The sequence below is a fragment of the Curtobacterium aurantiacum genome, assembly GCF_018598555.1.
GTDB lineage: Bacteria > Actinomycetota > Actinomycetes > Actinomycetales > Microbacteriaceae > Curtobacterium > Curtobacterium aurantiacum.
The window spans coordinates 253,827-276,515 of the sequence record NZ_JAHEWN010000002.1; the positions used below are offsets into that span (position 1 = coordinate 253,827).

At 71.7% G+C, this 22,689-nt stretch carries 23 protein-coding genes; 11 read left to right on the forward strand and 12 right to left on the reverse strand.

Going from position 1 to position 22,689, the window contains the following annotated elements; all coding sequences use genetic code 11:
* Position 1 precedes the first annotated feature (1 nt).
* Positions 2–430, forward strand: a complete 429-nt coding sequence (locus KK087_RS03115; RefSeq protein WP_214564183.1) for a GNAT family N-acetyltransferase — start codon at positions 2–4, stop codon at positions 428–430.
* Between the two features lie 17 nt (positions 431–447).
* Here the strand turns inward: KK087_RS03115 and KK087_RS03120 are convergent, their stop codons facing one another.
* Genes KK087_RS03120 through purS form a run of 4 tightly spaced genes read right to left on the reverse strand, consistent with a single transcriptional unit; the run spans position 448 to position 4,733 of the window.
* Positions 448–1,368 (reverse strand): 2-hydroxyacid dehydrogenase, encoded by a 921-nt coding sequence (locus KK087_RS03120; RefSeq protein ID WP_214564184.1) that lies wholly within the window; start codon positions 1,366–1,368, stop codon positions 448–450.
* A gap of 13 nt (positions 1,369–1,381) precedes the next feature.
* On the reverse strand, positions 1,382–3,763 hold the full coding sequence (purL, locus tag KK087_RS03125; protein WP_258373872.1) for a phosphoribosylformylglycinamidine synthase subunit PurL: 2,382 nt from the start codon (positions 3,761–3,763) through the stop codon (positions 1,382–1,384).
* Between the two features lie 17 nt (positions 3,764–3,780).
* Positions 3,781–4,476: a phosphoribosylformylglycinamidine synthase subunit PurQ gene (gene purQ, locus KK087_RS03130; protein WP_027465024.1), complete on the reverse strand. Its 696-nt coding sequence runs from the start codon at positions 4,474–4,476 to the stop codon at positions 3,781–3,783.
* A gap of 5 nt (positions 4,477–4,481) precedes the next feature.
* Positions 4,482–4,733: a phosphoribosylformylglycinamidine synthase subunit PurS gene (gene purS, locus KK087_RS03135; protein ID WP_017886272.1), complete on the reverse strand. Its 252-nt coding sequence runs from the start codon at positions 4,731–4,733 to the stop codon at positions 4,482–4,484.
* 178 nt (positions 4,734–4,911) lie between these two features.
* On the opposite strand from purS, the gene KK087_RS17600 reads away from it, so the two are divergent.
* Both KK087_RS17600 and KK087_RS03145 read left to right on the forward strand, forming a co-directional pair.
* On the forward strand, positions 4,912–5,520 hold the full coding sequence (locus KK087_RS17600) for a PadR family transcriptional regulator (protein ID WP_214528906.1): 609 nt from the start codon (positions 4,912–4,914) through the stop codon (positions 5,518–5,520).
* Positions 5,517–7,061, forward strand: a complete 1,545-nt coding sequence (locus KK087_RS03145; RefSeq protein ID WP_214564185.1) for a DHA2 family efflux MFS transporter permease subunit — start codon at positions 5,517–5,519, stop codon at positions 7,059–7,061. Before KK087_RS17600 ends, KK087_RS03145 begins: the two co-directional genes overlap by 4 nt.
* Before the next feature lie 95 nt (positions 7,062–7,156).
* On the opposite strand, the gene KK087_RS03150 is transcribed toward KK087_RS03145, so the two are convergent.
* Together KK087_RS03150 and KK087_RS03155 are read right to left on the reverse strand one after the other, a co-directional pair.
* Positions 7,157–7,978 carry a cytochrome c oxidase assembly protein gene (locus tag KK087_RS03150; protein WP_307859947.1) on the reverse strand — a complete coding sequence of 274 codons (822 nt, stop codon included), beginning with the start codon at positions 7,976–7,978 and terminating at the stop codon, positions 7,157–7,159.
* A 166-nt stretch (positions 7,979–8,144) separates the two neighbouring features.
* Complete coding sequence (locus KK087_RS03155; protein WP_214564186.1) at positions 8,145–9,458, reverse strand: acyltransferase family protein; 1,314 nt, start codon at positions 9,456–9,458, stop codon at positions 8,145–8,147.
* Positions 9,459–9,627: 169 nt separating this feature from the next.
* Between KK087_RS03155 and KK087_RS03160 the strand changes: the two genes are divergently transcribed.
* Positions 9,628–10,125, forward strand: a complete 498-nt coding sequence (locus KK087_RS03160) for a Fur family transcriptional regulator (RefSeq protein WP_250892804.1) — start codon at positions 9,628–9,630, stop codon at positions 10,123–10,125.
* 95 nt (positions 10,126–10,220) lie between these two features.
* Positions 10,221–11,738 (forward strand): catalase, encoded by a 1,518-nt coding sequence (locus KK087_RS03165; protein ID WP_214528910.1) that lies wholly within the window; start codon positions 10,221–10,223, stop codon positions 11,736–11,738.
* Positions 11,739–11,878: 140 nt separating this feature from the next.
* Here the strand turns inward: KK087_RS03165 and KK087_RS03170 are convergent, their stop codons facing one another.
* From KK087_RS03170 to KK087_RS03180, 3 genes are all read right to left on the reverse strand, one after another.
* Entirely contained in the window at positions 11,879–12,445 is a 567-nt protein-coding gene (locus KK087_RS03170) for a GNAT family N-acetyltransferase (RefSeq protein ID WP_214543848.1), read from the reverse strand.
* A 110-nt stretch (positions 12,446–12,555) separates the two neighbouring features.
* Positions 12,556–13,425 (reverse strand): VOC family protein, encoded by an 870-nt coding sequence (locus tag KK087_RS03175; protein WP_214564187.1) that lies wholly within the window; start codon positions 13,423–13,425, stop codon positions 12,556–12,558.
* 68 nt (positions 13,426–13,493) lie between these two features.
* Positions 13,494–14,279: an SDR family oxidoreductase gene (locus KK087_RS03180; protein ID WP_214564188.1), complete on the reverse strand. Its 786-nt coding sequence runs from the start codon at positions 14,277–14,279 to the stop codon at positions 13,494–13,496.
* 127 nt (positions 14,280–14,406) lie between these two features.
* Here KK087_RS03180 and KK087_RS03185 point away from each other — a divergent pair, with 127 nt between their 5' ends.
* The 4 genes from KK087_RS03185 to KK087_RS03200 all read left to right on the forward strand — a co-directional run bounded on the left by KK087_RS03185 (position 14,407) and on the right by KK087_RS03200 (position 18,271).
* Positions 14,407–14,982, forward strand: a complete 576-nt coding sequence (locus KK087_RS03185; protein WP_214564189.1) for a hypothetical protein — start codon at positions 14,407–14,409, stop codon at positions 14,980–14,982.
* Positions 14,979–15,623 (forward strand): signal peptidase I, encoded by a 645-nt coding sequence (gene lepB, locus KK087_RS03190; protein ID WP_214564190.1) that lies wholly within the window; start codon positions 14,979–14,981, stop codon positions 15,621–15,623. The genes KK087_RS03185 and lepB overlap by 4 nt, the downstream gene beginning before the upstream one ends.
* The gene (locus KK087_RS17790; RefSeq protein WP_214564191.1) at positions 15,620–16,447 is read left to right on the forward strand and encodes a helix-turn-helix transcriptional regulator; all 828 of its coding nucleotides are present in this window, start codon (positions 15,620–15,622) and stop codon (positions 16,445–16,447) included. The genes lepB and KK087_RS17790 overlap by 4 nt, the downstream gene beginning before the upstream one ends.
* A gap of 207 nt (positions 16,448–16,654) precedes the next feature.
* Positions 16,655–18,271, forward strand: a complete 1,617-nt coding sequence (locus KK087_RS03200; RefSeq protein ID WP_214528917.1) for an MFS transporter — start codon at positions 16,655–16,657, stop codon at positions 18,269–18,271.
* On the opposite strand, the gene KK087_RS03205 is transcribed toward KK087_RS03200, so the two are convergent.
* The gene (locus KK087_RS03205) at positions 18,252–18,569 is read right to left on the reverse strand and encodes a hypothetical protein (RefSeq protein WP_214528918.1); all 318 of its coding nucleotides are present in this window, start codon (positions 18,567–18,569) and stop codon (positions 18,252–18,254) included. The two genes, KK087_RS03200 and KK087_RS03205, sit on opposite strands and share 20 nt — an antisense overlap.
* 88 nt (positions 18,570–18,657) lie before the next feature.
* On the opposite strand from KK087_RS03205, the gene KK087_RS03210 reads away from it, so the two are divergent.
* Positions 18,658–19,872, forward strand: a complete 1,215-nt coding sequence (locus KK087_RS03210) for a PP2C family protein-serine/threonine phosphatase (RefSeq protein WP_214564192.1) — start codon at positions 18,658–18,660, stop codon at positions 19,870–19,872.
* Between the two features lie 193 nt (positions 19,873–20,065).
* Here KK087_RS03210 and KK087_RS03215 read toward each other — a convergent pair whose 3' ends face one another.
* On the reverse strand, positions 20,066–20,935 hold the full coding sequence (locus KK087_RS03215) for a phosphoribosylaminoimidazolesuccinocarboxamide synthase (protein WP_214564193.1): 870 nt from the start codon (positions 20,933–20,935) through the stop codon (positions 20,066–20,068).
* Positions 20,932–22,200 (reverse strand): phosphoribosylamine--glycine ligase, encoded by a 1,269-nt coding sequence (purD, locus tag KK087_RS03220; protein WP_214564194.1) that lies wholly within the window; start codon positions 22,198–22,200, stop codon positions 20,932–20,934. Before purD ends, KK087_RS03215 begins: the two co-directional genes overlap by 4 nt.
* A 57-nt stretch (positions 22,201–22,257) precedes the next feature.
* Between purD and KK087_RS03225 the strand changes: the two genes are divergently transcribed.
* Positions 22,258–22,629: a sterol carrier family protein gene (locus tag KK087_RS03225; protein ID WP_214528922.1), complete on the forward strand. Its 372-nt coding sequence runs from the start codon at positions 22,258–22,260 to the stop codon at positions 22,627–22,629.
* The last annotated feature ends 60 nt before the right edge of the window (positions 22,630–22,689 follow it).

Genomic DNA, 22,689 nt, shown 5'->3' on the forward strand with positions numbered 1-22,689 from the left:
CATGACCTCCGCCACGGAACAGCCCGAGTACCGCATCGTCGTCGGTCCGCCGCCGCTCGAGGACTACCTGCGGCTGCGCCGGGAATCCGGTCTGTCCCCGAAGGACCCCGCCCAGGGTGCCGGAGCGATCGCCGGCAGCTGGTCGGCGTGCCACGTGGTCGACGAGCACGGCACGCCCGTCGCGATGGGTCGCACGATCGGCGACGGCGGGTGGTACTTCCACATCGCCGACATCGCCACCGATCCCGTGCACCAGCGACGGGGGCTCGGTCGCCGGGTCGTCGAGTGGTTGCTGGCGGACATCCGTGACCGGGCGCCAGCGGGTGCGTACGTCACGCTCGTCGGCGACCCGCCGGGGCAGCGGCTCTACCGGTCCCTCGGGTTCGACGACGTCGCGCCGAGCCTGGGGATGGCGCTGCGACTCGAGTGACGCCGCGGTTCCGCTCGCTAGAACTCGATCAGGTTCTCGAACGGGCGACCCTCGGCCAGCGCCGCGACCTGCTTGCGCATCAGTGCGATCGACCGCGGCACGCTCAGGTCGGTGTTGCCGCCGACGTGCGGGGTGAGCACGGTGTTCGGCGTCGTCCACAGCGGGTGTCCGGCGGGCAGGGGCTCCGGGTCGGTGACGTCGAGGGCCGCGAACAGCCGCTCCGACCGCAGCTCGGCGACCAGGGCGTCGGTGTCGACGACCTTGCCGCGCGCCACGTTCACCACGAGGGCGCCGTCCGGCAGTGCCGCGAGCAGCTCCGCGTCGACCAGGCGTTCGGTCTCGGCGGTGAGCGGTGCGATGAGCACGAGCACGTCGGTCGTCGGGGCGAGCTCGGGCAGCTCGCCGAACGCGTGCACGTGCCGGCCGTCCTGCTCGCGAGCGGTCCGGGCGACCACCGTCACCTCGGTGCGGAACGCCTCGAACCGGGTGGCGATCGCGGACCCGATCGCCCCGTAGCCGACGACGGTCACCCGGCGGTCGGCGAGCGATCGGGTCTCGCGGGCGTCCCAGACGCCGTTGGCACGGTCGACCTGGAACGCCGAGATCTCACGGAGTGAGGTCAGCGCGAGGCCGACCGCGAGCTCGGCGGTCTCGTCGTCGTGGATGCCCCGACCGTTCGCCAGCTGCGCGTGCCCGGGCACGTGCGGGATCGCGTGCTCGTACCCGGCGCTCGGCAGCTGCAGCAGCTGCAGCTCGGGCAGGTCGTGCACGAACTGCCAGCGGTGCCGCCCCTCGAAGTAGAACGGCAGGAAGGTGATCGCGACGTCGTCCGGGCGACCGTACGGCGACTCGACGTCCCAGACGTCCAGCTCGACGCCGTCCGGCACGGGGCCGAACCGGTCGACGAGCTCGGCGAAGGGCAGGGTGACGATCGGCATCCGCGACCCGGGCCTAGGCGTCGGTGCGCGGCGAAAAGGCACCGTCGGAGTCGAGCGGCCCGCGGCCGACGTACCCCTCGGTGACGTCCTCGACGATCACGTCGCCGAAGCGGGCCGGCAGCGTCGCGGCGTGTGTGCCGCGCAGCTCGTCGACCGTGGCCTCGAACGCGCCCTGGACCTCGAGCGTGCTCGACGTCGCGTCGGTCACACCGATGCGCAGCACCGGGAAGCCCCGGCCGTCGCACATGCCCTGGAACCGCACGTCGTCCTCGCGGCGGACGGTCACGATGACGCGACCGGTCGACTCGGAGAACAGCGCCGTCGCGGTGTCGATGCCGTCGCGGGTCTCGAGTTCGTCGAGGACCACGCGGGCACCGATGCCGAACCGGAGCACCGACTCGGCGAGCGACTGGCCGAGGCCGCCGTCCGCCAGGTCGTGCGCGCTGGTGAGCAGCTGCTCGCCGGACGCCGCGTACAGCAGCTCGGCGAGGGCCTTCTCGCGCTCGAGGTCGACCGCCGGCGGACGCCCGCCGAGGTGCCCGTGCACGGTGCCGGCCCAGGCGGAGCCGTCGAGCTCGAGGCTCGTGGTGCCGAGCAGGTAGATGTTGTGGCCGTCGTCCTGCCATCCCGACGGCACGCGCTTGGCGACGTCGTCGATGATGCCGAGCACACCGACGACGGGCGTCGGGTGGATCGGGGTCGAGCCGGTCTGGTTGTAGAACGACACGTTCCCGCCTGTGACCGGGATGCCGAGCTCCATGCAGCCGTCGGCCAGCCCCTCGACCGCCTCGGAGAACTGCCACATGACCTCGGGGTTCTCGGGGGAGCCGAAGTTCAGGCAGTCGGTGACGGCGGCGGGGACGGCACCGGTGACGGCGACGTTGCGGTACGCCTCGGCCAGGGCCAGGCGGGCGCCCTGCTTCGGGTCGAGCTGGCAGTAGCGGCCGTTCGCGTCGGTGGCGATGGCGACGCCGAGCCCCGTTTCCTCGTCGACGCGGATCATGCCGCCGTCGTCCGGGAAGGACAGTGCGGTGTTGCCGAGCACGTAGGTGTCGTACTGGTTCGTGACCCAGTTCTTCGACGCCAGGTTCGGCGAGCCGAGCAGGCTGAGGAACTGCGCCTTCAGGGCGGGGCCATCAGCCGGACGGTCGAGCGAAGCGGCGGTGTCCGCCTGCAGTGCGTCGATCCAGGTGGGGTACGCGACCGGGCGGTCGTAGACCGGGCCGTCGACGGCGACCGTGCGCGGGTCGACGTTCACGATCTCCTGGCCCTGCCAGTCGATGACGAGGCGACCGGTGCCGGTGACCTCGCCGAGCACGCTGGTCTCGACCTCCCACTTGCCGACGACGGCGAGGAACTCGTCGAGCTTGTCGGGACGGACGACCGCCATCATGCGCTCCTGGCTCTCCGACATCAGGATCTCTTCGGCGGTGAGCGTCGGGTCGCGGAGCAGGACGTCGTCGAGCGAGATGTGCATGCCACCGTCACCGTTGCTCGCGAGCTCCGAGGTGGCGCACGAGATGCCCGCGGCACCGAGGTCCTGGATGCCCTCGACCAGGTCCTTCTGGAACAGCTCGAGGCAGCACTCGATGAGCACCTTCTCGGCGAAGGGGTCACCGACCTGCACGGCCGGACGCTTGGTCGGGCCGCCCTCGGTGAAGGTGTCGGACGCCAGGATCGACGCGCCGCCGATGCCGTCGCCACCGGTGCGGGCACCGAACAGGACGACCTTGTTGCCGGCGCCGGACGCGTTCGCCAGGTGCAGGTCCTCGTGGCGCAGGACGCCGACCGCGAGGGCGTTGACCAGCGGGTTGCCCTGGTACACCGGGTCGAAGTAGGTCTCGCCGCCGATGTTCGGCAGGCCGAGGCAGTTGCCGTAGAACGAGATGCCGCCGACGACACCGTGCACGACGCGTGCGGTGTCCTCGTGGTCGATCGCGCCGAAGCGGAGCTGGTCCATCACGGCGACCGGGCGGGCGCCCATCGAGATGATGTCGCGGACGATGCCGCCGACACCGGTGGCCGCGCCCTGGTACGGCTCGACGTAGGACGGGTGGTTGTGCGACTCGACCTTGAAGGTCACCGCCCAGCCGTTGCCGACGTCGACGACACCGGCGTTCTCGCCCATGCCGACCATCAGGTTCTTCGTCATCTCCGGCGTGACCTTCTTGCCGAACTGACGGAGGTAGTTCTTCGAGGACTTGTAGGAGCAGTGCTCGCTCCACATCACCGAGTACATCGCCAGCTCGCCCGAGGTGGGGCGGCGGCCGAGGATCTCCTTGATGCGGGCGTACTCGTCCGGCTTCAGGCCCAGCGCGTCGTACGGCTGCTCCTTGTCGGGGGTGGCTGCCGCGTCCTGCACGGTGTCGGGCTTCGGGCGAACGGGTGTCGTCACGGTGTCGTTGTTCCCTGTCACTTGACGAGCGCGTGCTCGATCACGGAGGTGAAGAAGGTCAGGCCGTCGGTGCCCGAGGCCATCGCAGCGGGGGTGTCCGGGCCGAAGCCGGCCTCGGTCGCGTGCTCGGGGTGCGGCATCAGGCCGACGACGTTGCCGCGCTCGTTCGAGACGCCGGCGATGTCGTCGATGGAGCCGTTCGGGTTCACGCCGACGTAGCGGAACACGACCTGGCCGTTGTCCTCGATGCGCTTGATGGTGTCGGCGTCCGCGACGAAGCGGCCATCGGCGTTCTTCAGCGGGATGGTGATCTCCTGCTGGGCGCTGAAGCCGGAGGTCCAGGCGGTCGCGGTGGTCTCGACGCGGAGCTTCTGGTCGCGGCGGATGAACTGCTGGTGCGCGTTGCGAGTGTGCGCGCCGGGGACCAGACGGGCCTCGGCCAGCATCTGGAAGCCGTTGCAGATGCCGAGCACGGGCATGCCCTTGCCGGCGGCGTCGATGACCTCGGCCATGATCGGGGCCTTCGCGGCGATCGCGCCGGCGCGCAGGTAGTCGCCGTAGGAGAACCCGCCGGGGAGCACGATCGCGTCGACGCCCTGCAGGTCGTGGTCGCCGTGCCAGAGAGCGACGGGGTCGGCGCCGGCGAGACGGACGGCGCGCTGGGCGTCGCGGTCGTCGAGCGAGCCCGGGAACGTGATGACGCCGATGCGCATCCGGGTCACTGACCTTCCACGGTCACGGACACGACGTCCTCGATGACCGCGTTGGAGAAGACGTCGGCTGCGATGTCGCGGACCTCGGCCAGCTTGGCGTCGTCGACGGGGCCGTCGACGGTCACCTCGAAGCGCTTGCCGATGCGGACGTTGGTCAGGTCGGCCTTGCCGAGGCGGGCGAGGGCGTTGCCCACGGCCTTCCCCTGGGGGTCGAGGATCTCGGCCTTGGGCATGACCTCGACGACGATCGTTGGCACGTGTTCTCTCCAGCACTTCAGGGGTGGGGGGACGCGACCAGTCTACGGGGCGCGCGCGACACGCCGGGACGGCTCCGGGCCTCCAGGCGGGTGCCTGCTGTGCGTTTGCTCACGTGTGTTCCAGCGCGTATATTCCAAGTCGAATAGTCAACAACGAACAAGCGGACTGGAGGCACGTGTGCCGTCGCTCACGCCACTCGCGTTCGCCGCGCTCGGGCTCCTGGCCGAGGGGCCGACGCATCCCTACGAGATGTTCCAGACGATGATGCACCGCCGTGACGGACGGAACGTCAAGGTCCGGCCCGGCACCCTGTACCACCAGGTCGGCCGCCTGGTGGAGCTCGGCTACGCCGAGGTCGTCGGGACCGACCGGGCGGGGAACCGTCCGGAACGCACCACCTACGCCATCACGGACGCCGGGTGGACGGCCCTGCACGACGGGCTCGTCCGGCTGATCGCCGAACCGGCCGAGGAGTACCCCGTCTTCCACCTGGCCGTCGCCGAGATCGAGAACCTGTCGGTCGACGAGGCCGAGTCGGCCCTCCGCGCGCGGATCACCGCACTCGGGGCCCAGCGCGACGAGACCGACGAGATCCTCGGGGTCGTCCGCGCGAAGGACCTGCCCGAGCGCTACTGGCTCGACGTGTCGTACGTCCGTGCCACGCTCACGACGCAGATCGAGTGGCTCACCGCCACGGCCGACCGCATCGCCGCCGGCCACATCTCCTGGGACGCCCCCGCCGCGTCCGCAGACACCACCACGAACAGCAAGGAAACCACTCGATGACCACCGTCACGCCTCCGCGGACGACCGAGAAGAAGCCGTGGCCTGCCCTCTGGGCACTCGTCGTCGGGTTCTTCATGATCCTCGTCGACTCGACCATCGTGTCGGTCGCCACCCCCACCATCGCCCAGGAGCTCGACGCGGACATCAACTCCGTGATCTGGGTGACGAGCGCCTACCTGCTCGCGTACGCCGTGCCGCTGCTCATCACCGGCCGGCTCGGCGACCGCTTCGGCCCGAAGGTCATGTACCAGATCGGCCTCGTGGTCTTCACGCTCGCCAGCCTGTGGTGCGGCCTGGCCGGGTCCATCGAGATGCTGATCGTCGCCCGCGTCGTGCAGGGCCTCGGCGCCGCGATGATGAGCCCGCAGACCATGTCGGTCATCACGCGCATCTTCCCGCCGCAGAACCGCGGGGCGGCGATGGGCCTCTGGGGTGCCGTCGCCGGCATCGCGTCGCTCGTCGGCCCGATCCTCGGCGGCCTGCTCGTCGACGGCTTCGGCTGGGAGTGGATCTTCTTCGTCAACGTCCCCGTCGGTGTCGTCGCCTTCGTGCTCGCGCAGCGCTTCGTGCCGTCGTTCGAGCGGCACGGACACCGCTTCGACTACCTCGGCATCTTCCTGTCCGCGGTGGGGCTGTTCCTGCTCGTCTTCGGCATCCAAGAGGGCGAGACCTACGACTGGGGTGTCATCGCCGGCCCGATCTCGGTGTGGTCGCTCATCATCGTCGGCCTCGTGGTGCTCGCCGGGTTCGTCGTCTGGCAGGGCGTGCAGAAGGGCGAGCCGCTGCTGCCCCTCGGCCTGTTCAAGGACCGCAACTTCACCCTGGCCAACGTCGCCATCACGGCCGTCGGTGTCGCGATCGCCTCGTTCGCGCTGCCGATCATGCTGTGGGCGCAGGACGTCCTGCGGTTCTCGCCGACCCAGGCCGCATTGCTCCTCGTGCCGCAGGCCGTGCTGTCCGCGGCCCTCGCGCCGATCGTCGGCAAGAACCTCAACCGCTGGAACCCGCGCTGGGTCGCCTCGTTCGGGCTCGCCTGCTTCTCGGTCGGCCTGTTCTGGTTCGGCCTGCTGCTGTCGAGCGGTGCCGAGTGGGGCTGGGTGCTCCTGCCGAGTGCGCTCCTCGGTCTCGCCAACGCCTGCATGTGGGGACCGCTGTCGGTCTCGGCGACGCGCAACCTGCCGCCGAAGCTGGCCGGTGCCGGCTCGGGCGTCTACAACACGACGCGCCAGATCGGTGCGGTGCTCGGTTCCGCCGGCATCGCGGCCCTGATGGAGGCCCGGATCACCGCGAACTTCCCGGCGTCGTCCGGTGGGGTGTCCGCCGGCGGCGCCGAGCAGCAGGTCGGCGCGATGCCGGGCTCCCTGCTCGAGCCGTTCTCCCGGGCCATGGGCGAGTCGCTCTACCTGCCGGCGATCGTGCTGGTCGTGGCCATCGTCGCGGCGCTGTTCCTGGCGAAGCCGAAGCAGACCGTCGCGTGGGAGCAGACCGGTTCGGTCACCACGCAGCCCGACGCCGAGCCCGCGGGAGCCCCGTCGAAGTAGGGCACGAGCGCACTTCGTGAGCAGGAATGGTCGGGTCGCCTTCGGGAACCCGACCATTGCTGCTCACGATGTGGAACGAGGGACACTCCGACTCGTCAGCCGCGGCGCTGCAGGTGCGCTCGGGTGAGCGCGTCCATCTGCTCGTCGGTCAGGGCGTCGACTGCCCGGGCCTCGCGGCGGTCGGTCCGCTGCCACCGGATGAACAGGGCGACGAGCACGGGGATGTCCGCCACCTCGGCGATGAACCACAGCAGGTCGCCCGCCAGGTGCTGGTCCTGCAGCGGCGACGGGTACCACGCCCGACCCGCCACCGGCACGAGGGACCCGTCGAGCACGTGGTTCGTGATCCGCAGCACGATGCCGGGCACCGCGTCGACGACCAGTTCGACGAACGCGAGCAGGAACTCGGCGGTGGCGAACGTCGACGAGACCAGCACACCGACCTCGGACAGGGGCGCGAGCAGGCCGAACCCGAGCGCCGGCACCGTCACGGTGATGGCGGCCGCCCAGGTGGGGGACTCCCGGATCGCCGCCGAGAACGGGGTGAGCAGGACGGCGAACAGCGCGAGCGCGACCAGCGGTGCGACGATCGCGTTGCCGAGCAGGCGCACCGGACGTGAGCCCATGACGGCGTCGGCGGCGCGGACGAGGCGAGGCGGGCCTCCCGTCCGGAGCAACGGGACGGGCGCACCGAGCGCGGCGAAGGTGGGGACCGCGAAGAACAGCAGGGCGGCCCGCAGCACGAACGCCCAGCGCAACCGCTCGTCGTCGACGCCGACGATGCCGAACTGCAGGACGCCGAACAGCGCGAGCGCCGTCGCGAAGGCGAGCGTGCGCCACCACGGCCAGCGGGTGCCCCGTCGCGCAGCCCCCACGATCAACCGGCCGTAGGCGACCGCGGCGACGAGGATGAGCACCGCCGCCAGGGGATCGAACCGCCAGGTGCTCCAGAACTCGGGTGTCGACGGCGTGGGGAGCCTCCTGGGGATCGGGCGGACTCGTCTGTCGTTCCGCCGGAGCCATCCTCCGTCCGCCCGAGGTCCACCGGGGGTCCGTCCTGGCCCCGCGTCGGTGAGAACCGGCTCAGATCCGGGCGACCCCGCGTGCCGGGACGGTCCGCGACAGCAGCCAGACGCCCGCCGGCACGGCCACGGCTCCGACGAGCGCGACGCCGAACGACAGGTGCAGCTGCATGACGAGGAACGCCGGACCGATCGTGCAGACGACCGCGACCGCGACGACCGGCCACGACGGACGGTCCGCGGACGGCAGCAGCCGGGGGAGCGGCCGGTCGAACCAGCGCAGAGCCCGGGCGACCCCGATCGCGACGGCGAGGACCACGACCAGTGCGACGACGCGGGACGCCCACCACGGGCCCGACCCCGGCGGGGGGAACGGCACCCCGACGAGCAGGGCGACCCCGTTCAGCACGATGAACAGCGGCAGGTGCCAGAGGTAGATCGTCATGCCGTCGCGGCCGAGCACGAACACGGCACCGAGCGCTGCCCGGGTCCGCATCAGCCGGGTGAGCGGAGCGTGCACGAGCTGGACCAGGCAGGCCTGCGCGATCGCGAGGAACGCCAGCGGGAGCATCGGCGGGTTGAGGTCCTGCAACATGTCGGGTGCCCACAGCCCGATCGAGGTCATCGGCACGAGCACGGCGTACGCGGCGACGGCGACGCCCAGCAGCAGCACCTTCGAGCGCCGCGCGAACCAGCCGTCGGCCCAGAGGAACCCGAGCTGCTGCGCGAAGAGCCACACCGGCCCGAGGTTGAGCAGCCCGACCTCGGCGACGCCGGTGGCCAGGCGGACGGCGTCGACCGCTCCGGCCAGCACCAGCAGCACGGCGAGGGTGGCCCAGGGTGCACGCTCGTGCAGGCGCATCATCAGCGGGACGCAGCACTGCGTGATGCCGTAGGCGGCCAGGAACCAGAGCGGGGAGCCGATGCCGAACGCGACCTCGGCGAGGAGCTCCGGCGGGGTCCCCGCGGCCGTGGCGACCCCGAGCCCGAGGGCCAGGAAGACGAACAGCGGCACCGCGGGCCGGAACAGCCGCACCAGACGGGTGGCGAGGTAGTCGCGGGCTGGGCTCGGCGCACCACGGGCGACGGTGCTGCGCCAACCGACGGCACTCGCGAACCCGCCGACCACGAAGAACAGCGGCATCACCTGCCCGACCCAGGTGGCGGCGACGTACCAGGGGAGTTCCTGCAGCGGGCTCGTGACCCGCACCCCCTGGTCGTCGGCGGCGACGCCGACCATCGTGACGTGCACGACGACGACGAGGACGACGCAGGCCGTCCGGATGAGGTCGACGACCAGGTCCCGCTTCGCGATGATCCCCCGGACGTCTGCGGTGCTGTTCGCCTGTTCAGGCAGACCCTGGCTCGTGGACATGTCCGGACGCTAGCGTGCGGATCAGTCGGTCCAGCGTCGTTCCAGCTGATCGCGACCGGATCGTGACACTTCGTATTCCGGTAGCGGCATGCGTCGTGTCGCGGGCCGGCAGCAGAAGCTCGTGTACAGTGAACCTGTTGTCTTGATTCCTGCAAAAGAAAGGCTCAGCATGGATGCCGACGCCGATCTGCTCCGTTCCTCGGGGCTCCGGGTCACGACCCCACGACTCGCTGTGCTCCGCGCGACGGACTCGATGCCGCACGCCACCGCCGACGACATCGTCACGGCGCTCGCCGCGGAACTGCCGACCACCAGTCACCAGGCGGTCTACGGCGTGCTGAACGCCCTGACCGGCGTCGGGCTCGTCCGCCGCATCGAGCCGGCCGGCAGCCCCGCGCGGTACGAGCGGCGCACCGGCGACAACCACCACCACATCGTCTGCACGCTGTGCGGCGCGATCGAGGACGTCGACTGCGCGGTCGGACACTCGCCCTGCCTCACGCCGTCCGAGACCCACGGCTTCGCCGTCACCACCGCCGAGGTCACCTACTGGGGCATCTGCGAGCGCTGTGCAGCGGCAGAGCGCGACGACGCAGAGCGCGACGACGCAGAGCGCGACGACCCGGACGCGAGCGCGCAGGCGCCCGACGCCCCCTTGCCCGCCTGACGGCGACCGCCCTCCGCACCGGCGCGACGACGCGCCGGACCCCGAACCACCCGAGCATCCCTGACCGAACCAACGTCCCACCCCCAGGAGGAACCGTGTCCGACCAGAACACGCCGACCGGCACCCCGACCACCACGACCAACAGCGGCGCACCCGTCTCGAGCGACGAGCACTCGATGGGCGTCGGGGCCGACGGCCCCCTCGCGCTGCACGACCACTACCTGGTCGAGAAGCTCGCCCAGTTCAACCGCGAGCGCGTCCCGGAGCGGGTCGTGCACGCCAAGGGCGGCGGCGCCTTCGGTACCTTCACCGTCACGCACGACGTCTCGCGCTTCACCCGTGCGGCCTTCCTGCAGCCCGGCCAGACCACCGAGATGCTCGCCCGCTTCTCGAGCGTCGCCGGTGAGCAGGGTTCGCCCGACACCTGGCGCGACCCCCGCGGCTTCGCGCTGAAGTTCTACACGTCCGAGGGCAACTACGACCTCGTCGGCAACAACACCCCGGTGTTCTTCATCCGCGACGGCATCAAGTTCCCCGACTTCATCCGCTCCCAGAAGCGCCTGCCGGGTTCGCACCTGCGCGACCACGACATGCAGTGGGACTTCTGGACCCTGTCGCCCGAGTCGGCGCACCAGGTCACGTGGCTGATGGGCGACCGCGGTCTGCCGGCGAGCTGGCGCGAGATGGACGGCTTCGGCTCGCACACCTACCAGTGGATCAACGCCGAGGGCGAGCGCTTCTGGGTCAAGTACCACTTCATCACCGAGCAGGGCCACAAGACCCTGACGCAGGAGGACGCCGACCGCATCGCCGGTGAGGACGCGGACTTCCACATCCGTGACCTGCACGCCGCGATCGACCGTCAGGACTTCCCGCGCTGGACCCTCAAGGTGCAGGTCATGCCCTACGAGGACGCCGCGACCTACCGCTTCAACCCGTTCGACCTGACGAAGGTGTGGCCGCACGCGGACTACCCGCTCATCGAGGTCGGCACGATGGAGCTCAACCGCAACCCGGAGAACTACTTCGCGCAGATCGAGCAGGCGACCTTCGCCCCCTCGAACTTCGTGCCCGGCATCGCGGCCAGCCCCGACAAGATGCTCCTCGCGCGCATCTTCAGCTACGCGGATGCCCACCGCTACCGCGTCGGCACGAACCACGCCCAGCTGCCGGTGAACGCCCCGAAGAACGAGGTCCACTCGTACTCGAAGGACGGCGGCATGCGCTTCGACTTCCAGAAGTCCGAGGTGCCGGTGTACGCGCCGAACTCGCTCGGTGGGGCGCACGCCGACCCGAACGCGACCGACGACGCACCCGGCTGGGAGTCGGACGGCGCGCTGCAGCGTTCCGCCGCGACCCTGCACCCGGAGGACGACGACTTCGGCCAGGCCGGCACGCTCGTCCGTGAGGTCCTCGACGACGCCGCCCGCGAGCGCCTGGTCGGCAACATCGCCGGCCACGTCTCGAAGGTGACGCGCGACGACCTGCGCGAGCGCGTGTTCGCCTACTGGACGAACGTCGACGCCGACCTGGGTGCGCGCGTGCGCGCCGCGGTCGCGCCGAGCGCGCCGGGCTCGAACGAGGACCCGGAGAAGGTGGCGGTCGAGGCGTAAGCCCCGCTGGACGACCTGACGGACAGGAGGCCCGGTACCAGCTGGTACCGGGCCTCCTGTCCGTTGGTCTGAAGCGGGTCAGACCTGCTGGCCGTTCAGCCGGATCGGGCCGGCGCGTCGGGGGTACCCAGTCCTCGTGCTCAGACCTGCTGGCCGTTCAGCCAGATGGGTCCGTCCGGCCAGTCCTCGAGCTGCGCTGCCACCGGCAGCGCCATCCAGCCGCCCTGCTCGGTGTTGCTGACGCCCGCGCCCTCGGCGGTGAACGCCGAGAAGGTGCCGACGGCCTCGGGGAACTCGTGCCAGCCGAGCTTCGCGTAGAAGGGGATGCGGTCCTCGCCCGCGCCGAGGAAGCCGTACGGCACCCGGAGCCCTTCGAGGACCGCCGCGGTCCGGGTCATCAGCTCGCGGCCGACGCCGGTGCCCTGCAGGCGGGGTGCGACGGCGACCAGGCCGGTGTCGCCGACCAGCACGTCTTCGCCGCCGACGGAGATGTACATCCGGCGGATTCCGACGTGGGCCAGGACGACCCCGTCGGCGTCGTGCGCGAGCACCCGGCGTTCCGGCTGCATGCCGGACCAGCTCCTGCCGCCCACGTACCAGTGCGACCAGTCGGGGAAGGCCTGCCCGAGCAGCGCCGCGATCGCTTCGTGGTCGGGGAGCGACAGCGTGCTCTCCTCGACCACCTCCCACCGGATGTCGTCAGTCACGCGTCCATCCTGCCGGTCCCGCGGCCGGAGTGCCGAGGTTTCGCGCTGCGCGACACTCCACGGGTCCGGGCGCGCGTGAGGTGTCGGGCAGCGCGAAACCTCCCGAGCCGTCAGCCGCGACCGGGCGCGGTGACCTCGATGCGGTTCGCCCAGGGGTCCTCGAAGGCCAGCGTGCGGCCGTCGTCGGCGAGCTCCACGCCGCCGTGCCGCATCCGCTCCGTCAGGGCACCGAGGTCCTCGGCGCCGGGCACCTCGATGCGCACGAGCCCCAGCCCGAGCGCCAGTTGGCGTCGCCCGGCACCGCGGGAGTTCCACGTGTTCATCGCCATGTGGTGGTGGTACCCGCCGGCGCTGACGAACAGCGCCTCGCCGAAGCCCGCGGTGGTCGCGAACCCGAGCGTGTCGACGTAGAAGGATCGTGCGGTGGCGACGTCGCCGACGGACAGGTGCACGTGCCCGACCTTGCCGGGGCGCGCCGCTGCGGTGTCGAGGGCGTCCTCGGTCAGGTGGGACTGCAGGAACGCGTTCGGGTCGACGTACTTCGTGTCCATGTCGACCATGCCGTGCGTCCACGACCACTCGGTGCGGTCGCGGTCCCAGTACAGCTCGACGCCGTTGCCATCGGGGTCGGAGAAGTAGAACGCGTTGCTCACCAGGTGGTCGGCGCTGCCCGTGAACGTGGCCGGGTACTGCGTCGCGACCGAGTACAGCGCGGCGGCCAGGTCGGCGCGGGTGTCGAACAGGATCGCCGTGTGGAACAGTCCGGCTTCGCGGGGTCCGGCATGCCGCATCGCGGGGGCGTGCTCGAGGACCACGATCGGCGTGGCGCCCCGGCCCAGCACCGCGACGCCGCCGTCGTGGGAGAGCAGCGACAGCCGCACGCCGTCGCGGTAGTACCGGATCATCGCGTCCAGGTCGGCGACGCGGAGCGTGACGGCGCCCATCCCGGTGTCGGCGGCGAGGAGTTCGTGCGTCTGCATGCACCCAGTGTGCGCCGGATTGGTTGACGCGTCAACTAAGTTGATGACGCGTCAACCGAGCGGGTGTCCTACGCGCTGTTCGAGATCCCGCCGTCCGACTTCAGCAGCTGGCCGTTCACCCAGGCGCCCTGCTCCGAGCAGAGGAACCCGACGAGCGCGGCGGTGTCCGACGGGCGTCCGAGCCGGCCGAGCGGGGTGCCCTCGACGGCCCACCCCTTGACCTCGTCGGACATCCAGCCGGTGTCGTTCGGCCCCGGGTTCACCACGTTGGCGCTGACCCCGAGGCTGCCGAGCTCCTTCGCGGCACCGAACACGATCCGGTCGAGCGCGCCCTTCGATGCCCCGTACGGCAGGTTGTACGCGATGTGGTCACTCGTCAGTGCGACGATCCGGCGTCGGTCGCGCGGCGCGGCGTCCCCGGCGCGCTCGAGCCCGGCCGCGTAGGCCTGCACGAGCAGGAACGGTGCGCGGGCGTTCACCGCGAAGTGCCGGTCCCACGACTCGACCGTGGTGGTGCGGAGGTCGGAGTCGACGGACTCGCAGTGCGACATGACGAGGGCGGTGACGGGGGCGCCCGCCTCCGTCTCGGCGCGGCCGATGAGCGCGGCCGCATGCTCCGGGTCCGCCAGGTCGACCGGGAGGCGCGTCACACGTGCTCCCGCCGCCTCGCAGTCCTGCACCACGGACTCGATCCCGTCCGGGTCCGCCCCGCCGCTCACGCGGTCGTCGTAGGGTCCCCACCACGAGATGGCGAGGTCCCAGCCGTCGGTCGCCAGCCGGGTGGCGAGCGCTGCGCCGATGCCGGCTCTGCGGCCCACCCCGGTCACCAGGGCGAGTGGTCGTGCGGACGTCATCCGTGCCTCCTGTCCGGCGCTCCGTCGCACCGATCGGCACCCAGTCTGCCGGAACCGGCCGTCCGCGTGACCATCGCATCCGGTGTCCTGTCGGCGGACAGCCGACCGCAGGGGCCAAGATGGACGGATGCCACGCACACGACGGCCGTCCCGACCGGGGCACGGACCCCGAGGCGGCCGTCCGGACCCCCGCGACCTGCCGCTCGAGCACGTGCGCGACCGGATGTCCTCGTACATCTACGGCAACATCACCGTGCTCGCGGTCGCGATCGCGGTGAACCCGGAGCAGATCCACCACGGGGCCGCGGTGGCGACCGTCCTGGCGACCGCCGTGCTGACCTACCTGGCGCACGTGCTGGCGCACCTCGTCGCGCACGGCCTCGGTGACGACGGTGGCGAGGGCGACGACGAGCGTGCCGCCCGCCGGGACTCCGTCGCGACGATCGTCCGCAACGCCAACCCGATCGCGACCTCGGGGCTCATCCCGGCGGTCCTCTACGCGGCGGCCTGGATCGGCTGGCTCCCGGCCGAGTGGGCGCAGATCGCGGCGACCGTGATCCTGGTCGTGCGCATCGGGCTGGTCGGCGTGTTCATGCAGCGGTTCAGCGGGAAGCAGCCGACGTTCCTCGGCCTGTGGGGCGGGATCGTGCTGGCCGCGGTGGCGTTCGTGATCGGTCTCGTCAAGGTGGTGCTGACGCATTGAGCGACACGCACGCACCGGCCGACGACGCCACCCACCACGCCGAGACCGAGCCGAAGCGCGGCGGTCTGCGGTTCCTGCGCGACCTCGTCATCATCGTCGTCGTGGCACTCCTGGCGTCCTTCCTGGTGAAGGCGTACCTGGTCCGGTCCTTCTACATCCCCTCGGCCTCGATGCAGAACACCCTGCTGATCGGGGACCGGGTGCTCGTCAACGAACTCGTCCCCGGGGTCGTGCCGCTGCAGCGCGGTGACGTCGTCGTGTTCGAGGACCCGGGCGGCTGGCTCGGGATGGGCCAGGGCGACGACCTGATCAAGCGGGTCATCGGCCTGCCGGGCGACACGGTGTCGTGCTGTGACGCCCAGGGTCGCCTGTCGGTGAACGGGCACGCGGTCGACGAGCCCTACGTCGTCCACGAGCCCGGGTCGGACCGCGTGGCGGCGGAGGACTTCGAGGTCACCGTGCCGAAGGGTCGCATCTGGGTGATGGGCGACAACCGGTACGACTCCGCCGACTCGCGGGTGCACGGCACCGTGCCGGTCGACGACGTCGTAGGGCGCGCCTTCGTGACCACGTGGCCGATCTCGCGGTGGACGGTGCTGTCCCGGTACGGCGACGAGTGGGACCGCGTGCCGTCGCGGTGACCATCGACGACGAGGGGTTCCGTTACGAGACCGGCGGTGACGACGACCTGTCGATCCACCGCATCGCCACGCCGGGAGCGCGGTCGGGCACGATCGGGCCGCGCCCCGACCACGTCGTGTTCTGGCTCGCCGACGGCCGGGCCAGCCTGACGGCGGACGACGGCGAGCACTGGGAGGTCGGTGCCGAGCGGCCGATGATGCTCTCGGCGTCCGTCGCGTACGGCTTCGAGACCGACGCGACCGCCACCACGCTCCTGCACCTGTCGCCGTCACTGCTCGCTGACACCGGGGCGTCCTCGGTGTTCCGCCAGCCGGACGCCGCCGATCCCGCACTCGAACCGTTGCGGGCGGTGCTGCGCGAGGTCTCCGGGCGCATCCTCGACCCCGAGCTGCCCGCCGACGACCGGGCCGCCCTGAACCGGCGGATCGCGACCGTGGTGCTCTCGACCTTCACCCGGTCGCGGTCGGACGTCGCGGACCGGATGCGGCGGGCGATCGGATTCGTCCACGACCACGCCGACCGGGTCCTGACGGTCGCCGACATCGCCGCGGCCTGCGACCTGAGCGAGCGCGGGGTGCAGGACCTGTTCCGCCGCCGCCTCGGGGTCACCCCCATGGAGTACCTGCGCGAGGTCCGGCTCGACCGGGTGCACCTCGAACTCGGACGGTCGGGCTCCCGCACGCTGCTCGTCGGCGAGGTCGCCCGGCGCTGGCGGTTCACGCACCTGGGGCGGTTCGCGGCGCACTACCGGGTGCGGTTCGGGGAGCGGCCGCACGAGACCATCGAACGGAGCGCCGTCCGACCGGACCAGCCGGTGCGGTGATCCCCCGAGCGGCTCGGCTCGCTGCGCTCCCCTCGGCGCACCCGCTGGCCGCTCCCGAGCACCGCGGCGCGCTCGGAGTTTGCGGATTCCGGCTATCCTGCCCGGAGTCGCCACTCCGAGCGTGACGCGACCACGGCACGGAGGCACGGCGCGCGTCCGACGCGCACCGCGCCTCCCGGTCGTCCCCACTCCACCGCAGGAGGCGACGTGACCACGGAACGCACCACCCCCGCACCCCGCGGCGGCGCCCTCGCGCCGCTCGCGATCCCGGTCTTCCGCGCCCTGTGGATCGCGGCCCTGGTGAGCAACATCGGCAGCTGGATGCAGACCGTCGGCGCGCAGTGGCTGCTCATCGACGAGCACGCCGCGCCCGTCGTCGTCGCCCTCGTGCAGACGGCCTCGAGCCTGCCGGTGCTGCTCGTCGGGATCCCCGCCGGGGTGATCGGCGAGTTCGTCGACCGGCGGCGACTGCTCATCGGCGTGCAGGCGTTCCAGGTGGTCGTGGGCGTCGCGATGACCGTGCTCACCGCGACCGGAGGCATGACCCCGGCGCTCCTGCTCACCGTCACGTTCCTGCTCGGCACGGCGTCCGCGCTCCAGCTGCCCGCGTACCAGGCGCTCGTGCCCGAGATCGTCCCGCGGGCGGCGATCACCGACGCCGCCGCGCTGAGCTCGGTCGGCGTCAACGTCGCCCGGGCGATCGGCCCCGCGCTCGCCGGTGTGGTGATCGCGCAGCTCGGCGTGCCGTTCGTGTTCGCTGCGAACGCACTGTCCTTCGCACTCTTCCTGGTGGTGCTCGTGGCCTGGCGCGGCTACCAGCGCCCGGAGACCCGGGCCGAGCCGTTCATCGACGCGACCCGCGCGGGCCTGCGGTACGTGTTGCACGCCGCGGTCGTCCGCCGGCTGCTCGTGCAGCTGGCCGTCTTCATGGTGCCGGCGAACGCGCTGTGGGCGCTCCTGCCACTCGTCGCCGACGGGTCGCTCGGACTGTCGTCCGGCGGGTACGGACTGCTCCTGGCCGCGGTCGGCACCGGATCGGTCGGTGGTGCGTTCGTGATGCCGGCCGTCCGCGCTCGGCTCGGCATCGGCCGCACGGTCGGGGTCGCCTCGGTGGTGTTCGGACTCTGCACCGCGGTCGTCGCGCTCGTCCCGGTGCTGGCGGTCGTCCTGGTCGCGCTCCTGATCGGTGGAGTGGCCTGGATCGCCGTCGTGACCACCCTGAACGGCACGGTGCAGGCGTTCCTGCCCGCCTGGGTCCGGACCCGCGGGCTCGCCGCGTACCAGCTGGTGCTCTTCGGCTGCACGGCGATCGGTGCGGCGGTGGCCGGCGCGGTCGCCACGCCGCTCGGTGTCACCGGCGTGCTCGCCGGTGCCGGTGTCCTCACCGCCCTGAGCGCCACCGCGCTGTTCGTGTCCGGGTTCCCCGTGCTCACCGACCGGCAGCGCACCGCCACCCCGATGCCGTTCGCGGACGACGCCTTCGTGCCGGACGGCCGCGGTGCGGAGACGGGGGAGACCCTCGTGCTGCTGCACTGGACCGTGCCAGCGGAGGCCGTCGACGAGTTCCGCACGCGTGCCGCCCGGCTCGGCCGGAGCCGTCGGCGGACCGGAGCACGCGATTGGAACCTGTACCGGGACGCCGCATCCGGACCGGACGCCTGGGTCGAGGCGTTCCGGGTGGGGTCGTGGCAGGAGCACGTCGACCAGCACGAGGTCCGCCAGACCGGGGACGACGCCCGGACCCTGCAGGCCGTGCGCGAGGTCGCCGGTGAACCGCGCGTCGAGCACCTCGTCGCGGTCGGGGTCAGCAGCCCGTCGTCGTGAGGGTGACCGTCGCGACCGAGCCACTCGAGACCTCGGTCGTCTGCGGGCACAGGTCACCGGCGCGGACCGTGACCTCGCCGAGCGGGACGCCCGCGAAGTCCGCCGTGCCGCCCGGGAACACGCGCTGGTGTTCGGAGAGCTTGCCGGTGGACGCGAAGACCTTGACCTCGTAGGGGTGGTCGGCGGCGTTCGACGACACCGTGACCGAGACCCGGCCGGTGGAGTCGTGGGCACCGCAGCCGGTCAGTGTCAGGAGGGCGGCCACGCCGAGGACGGTTGCGGGGACGACTCGGAGCACGACGTCCAGGGTAGACCGCCGCGCCCGAGGATCTGCGCCCTCCGGACTGGGGACAGGACCTGTCCGTTCAGCGCGTTACCGTGGGAGCATGCAGCCGGAAACCGCGATGTCCGTGCCCGCGTCGACCGGGGCCGAAGCGATCCGGCGAGCGGCCCTGATCGCGGCGCTCGACGTCGTCGACGGTGGGGTCGAGGAACGGTTCGAACGGATCACGCGGATCGCCCGTGAAGCCCTCGGTGTGTCCGGTTCGTTCCTCAACCTGGCGGGCGAGACCACGCTGACGATCAAGTCGCAGCAGAGCGACACCGTGTTCGACCCGGTGATCCCGCTGCAGGACACGTTCTGCGGGCGGACGCTCGGCCAGCGAGAGCCCGTCGTCGTGCCCGACGCCCGTGCGGACGACCGGTACGCCGAGATGCCGATGGTCGTCGGCGACCCGAACGTCCGTTTCTACGCCGGGGTCGGGCTCCGTGCCGGCGACGACGACGTGAAGATCGGCACCCTCTGCCTGATCGACCCCGAGCCCCGCACCCTCGACGCCGACGAGCTCGCCCTGCTCCAGGAACTCGGGGTCTGGGCGGAGCGCGAGTTGCTCGCCGGCGCCGACGAGGACCGGCTGCGCACCGTGTTGAACGGCCTCGAGCCCCGTGCGGTCGAGGTGCCCGGGTACCGCATCACGGGTGTGTCGATCCCGCACGGGCTCGTCTCCGGCGACTTCCACGACTGGCACCGCTCCGGCGAGGACTCGATCCACCTGACCGTCTCGGACGTCATGGGCAAGGGCATGTCCGCCGGGCTCCTCGCGGCGAACATCCGCGGCGGGTTGCTCGCCCGCGGTGACCTGGAGCCGGGCGTCGCGGTCGCGGAGCTCGAGGCGCAGGTCGCCCCGGAACTCAGCCGTGCAGAGTCCTTCGCGACGATGTTCCACGGACGGCTGACCCCGTCCACCGGACGTCTCGACTTCGCCGACGCCGGCCACGGGCTCGTGCTGCAGCTCCGCGACGACGGTGCCGAACGGATCCTGCGGTCGTCGGACCTGCCGATCGGGCTGCACCCCGCGGGGATGCCGCGCGCAGCCGGGTCGCTCGTGCTCCGGCCCGGTGACGTGCTCATCGTCGTGACGGACGGCGCGCTCGAACTCTGGGACTCAACGCTCGCGTCGCTGTCGGAGCTCGGTTCCCTGTACCGGGAGTCCCCGGACGTCGAGACGTTCCTGCAGCGGGTGCGCGCGCGGGTCCTGGAGCACGACCCGGGCGACGACCTGACCGTCGTCGTGGTGGCGCGCGACGCGCTCGGGGCCTGAGCGGTCGAGAACTGTCGCCGGCTCGTCGCCCGTCGTGCGGCGAGTGGTCGTGACGTGTCGTGCGTGGGGCGCCGAGTGGTCGCGAACCGTCGGTCGGCGGGGCCTCGGGCGACGGTTCGTGACCGCCCGCCGGAGCTGAGCGGGGTGTCGTGACCGTTGGCCGGGCGGCACCACGCACCGACCGGGCGCGTCGTCAGGCGCCGAGGCGCTCGATCAGCTCGGCGTAGCGCGCAGCCGTGCGCTCGACGATCTCGTCCGGGAGCACCGGCGGCGTTCCCTGGCGGTTCCAGTGGGCGCTGAGCCAGTCCCGCACGATCTGCTTGTCGAACGAGTCGGTGCGGTCGGTGGACCGGGCGTCCCAGTAGCGGCTGGAGTCGCTCGTCAGGACCTCGTCCGCGATGCGGATCCGGCCGGTGGCGTCCTGCCCGAACTCGAACTTGGTGTCCGCGATCACGACGTCACGGTCGAGCGCGATGGCCGCTGCCTCGGTGTAGACGTGCAGCGAGAGCTCGCGCAGCGTGGCAGCGGTCTCGGCCCCGACGAGGTCGACGGTCTGCTCGTACGAGATGTTCTCGTCGTGCTCGCCCTGCGGCGCCTTGTACGCCGGCGTGTAGATCGGCTCGGGCAGGCGGTCGCCGTTCGACAGCCCGTCGGGGAGCGCGACACCGCAGACGCTGCCGGTCTCCTGGTACTCCGCCCAGCCGCTGCCGACCAGGTACCCGCGCACCACGCACTCGACGGGGAACATGGTGAGCGGCATGACGTGCATCGACCGCGCCTCGACCTCGGCGGGCACCGGTGTCCTGCCCGAGGACGGACCGATGATGTGGTTCGGCACGTCGCTCAACTGCGTGAACCAGAACCGCGACAGGCGGGTGAGCAGCTCGCCCTTGCCGGGGATCGGTGGCTCGAGCGCGAAGTCGTAGGCACTCACGCGGTCCGAGGCGACGAGCAGCAGCTCGGTGGCGCTCGCGATGTCTGCGGTGCCGGCGGGCACGTAGAGCTCGCGGACCTTGCCGGAGGAGACGTGCCGCCAGCCGTCGATCGTGGCGGGGGCGGTCACCGGGTGACCTTCGCGGCGATGTCGGTGCGGAACTGTGCGCCGTCGAGCGTGATGTCGCCGAGTCCGGCGTAGGCGCGCTCACGGGCCTCGGTGAAGTCGGACCCGGTCGCGACGACGCTGAGCACCCGGCCGCCGGTGGCGATGAGCGTGTCGTCGAGGACGGCGGTCGCGGCGTGTGCGACGGAGACGCCGTCGCGGGCGTTCGCGTCGTCGATGCCGGTGATCGGCCGGCCGGTCTGCGGGTTCTCCGGGTAGCCCTCGCTGGCCAGGACGACGGTCACGGCGACCTCGTCGCGGAACACCGGAGCGGGGACGGCGCCGAGCTGCCCCGTGGCCGCGGCGAGCAGGAGTGCGCTGAGCGGGGTCGCCAGGCGGGGGAGGACGACCTGCGTCTCCGGGTCGCCGAAGCGTGCGTTGAACTCGATGACGCGGACGCCCTGTTCGGTGACGATGAGCCCGCAGTACAGGAGCCCGACGAACGGCGTGCCCTCGTGCTCGAGGCGGCGGACCGTCGGCAGGGCCACGAGGTCGGTGACCTCGTCGACGAAGGCCTGCTCGGACGGCCAGCGGTCGGCGAGCCACGGCAGCGGCGAGTAGGCGCCCATGCCGCCGGTGTTCGGGCCGAGGTCACCGTCGGCGAGGCGCTTGTAGTCCTGCGCGGGGCTGAGCGCGCGGACGTCGTGTCCGTCGCTCAGGAAGAACAACGAGACCTCTTCGCCGTCGAGGAACTCCTCGACCACGACGTGTCCGTGCTGGAGCCAGTAGGTGGCGTGGTCGATCGCGGCCTGACGGTCGTCGGTCACGAGTACGCCCTTGCCGGCTGCGAGTCCGTCGGCCTTGACGACGTACGGTGCGCCGAGTTCGTCGATCGCGGCGACGGCTTCGTCCACGGTCCCGGCGGAGATCGGACGTCCCGTGGGGACACCGGCCTCGCCCATGATCCGCTTGGCGAACGCCTTCGAGCCCTCGAGCTGGGCGGCGGCCTTGCCCGGACCGAACACCGGGATGCCCCGTGTGCGCACCGGATCGGCCACACCGGCGATGAGCGGGGCCTCCGGACCCACGACGACGAGTTCGACGTCGTTCTCGATCGCGTACTCGGCGACGAGCGCACCGTTGGTGGGGTCGAGGGAGACGGTCTCGACGTCGGCGGCGATGCCGGCGTTGCCGGGCGCTGCCGTGATGACGTGACCCGCACGCTCAGCGAGGAGGGCCGTGATGATCGCGTGCTCGCGGGCACCGGAACCGAGGACGAGGATTCGCACCCGATCACCCTACCCAGCCCGACTCGCCGCCCGCGATGCGAGGGCTAGCCTGTGGAGATGCCACCCAGGAGGATCGAGGACGCCGACGGCCGTGCAGCACTGGCCGCGGTGCGTGGCGGGGAGACGGCTCGACCGGCGGTCGCGACCGCCGTGCGCTGGACGCTGCAGTGCCTGGCGGACGAGGTGCCGGGCAACAGCGTCGAGGTGCGGGTGCCGCCGTTCGCCGCCGTCCAGGCCGTGCCCGGCCCTCGGCACACGCGTGGCACGCCGCCGAACGTCGTCGAGACCGACGCCACCACCTGGCTGGCGCTCGCGTCCGGCGAGCTCACCTGGGCCGAGGCGGTCGCGCAGTCGCGCGTCAGCGCCTCGGGATCCCGCGCGGACCTGACGGCGTTCCTGCCGGTCCGGCTACCCGCTCCCGGCAACTGACCAGGACCGGTCGGCGGCGTTGGTTGCCTGCTCCGCGAATTAGGTAGTGCTTACCGATGC

Excerpts from the sequence above, each read along its gene's own strand:
- KK087_RS03115 (WP_214564183.1), top strand. The coding sequence starts at position 2 with ATGACCTCCGCCACGGAACAGCCCGAGTACCGCATCGTCGTCGGTCCG.
- KK087_RS03120 (WP_214564184.1), bottom strand. The coding sequence starts at position 1,368 with ATGCCGATCGTCACCCTGCCCTTCGCCGAGCTCGTCGACCGGTTCGGC.
- purQ (WP_027465024.1), bottom strand. The coding sequence starts at position 4,476 with ATGCGCATCGGCGTCATCACGTTCCCGGGCTCGCTCGACGACCGCGAC.
- KK087_RS03145 (WP_214564185.1), top strand. The coding sequence starts at position 5,517 with ATGACCACCGTCACGCCTCCGCGGACGACCGAGAAGAAGCCGTGGCCT.
- KK087_RS03155 (WP_214564186.1), bottom strand. The coding sequence starts at position 9,458 with ATGTCCACGAGCCAGGGTCTGCCTGAACAGGCGAACAGCACCGCAGAC.
- KK087_RS03160 (WP_250892804.1), top strand. The coding sequence starts at position 9,628 with ATGGATGCCGACGCCGATCTGCTCCGTTCCTCGGGGCTCCGGGTCACG.
- KK087_RS03175 (WP_214564187.1), bottom strand. The coding sequence starts at position 13,425 with ATGCAGACGCACGAACTCCTCGCCGCCGACACCGGGATGGGCGCCGTC.
- KK087_RS03180 (WP_214564188.1), bottom strand. The coding sequence starts at position 14,279 with ATGACGTCCGCACGACCACTCGCCCTGGTGACCGGGGTGGGCCGCAGA.
- KK087_RS03185 (WP_214564189.1), top strand. The coding sequence starts at position 14,407 with ATGCCACGCACACGACGGCCGTCCCGACCGGGGCACGGACCCCGAGGC.
- KK087_RS03210 (WP_214564192.1), top strand. The coding sequence starts at position 18,658 with ATGCAGCCGGAAACCGCGATGTCCGTGCCCGCGTCGACCGGGGCCGAA.
- KK087_RS03225 (WP_214528922.1), top strand. The coding sequence starts at position 22,258 with ATGCCACCCAGGAGGATCGAGGACGCCGACGGCCGTGCAGCACTGGCC.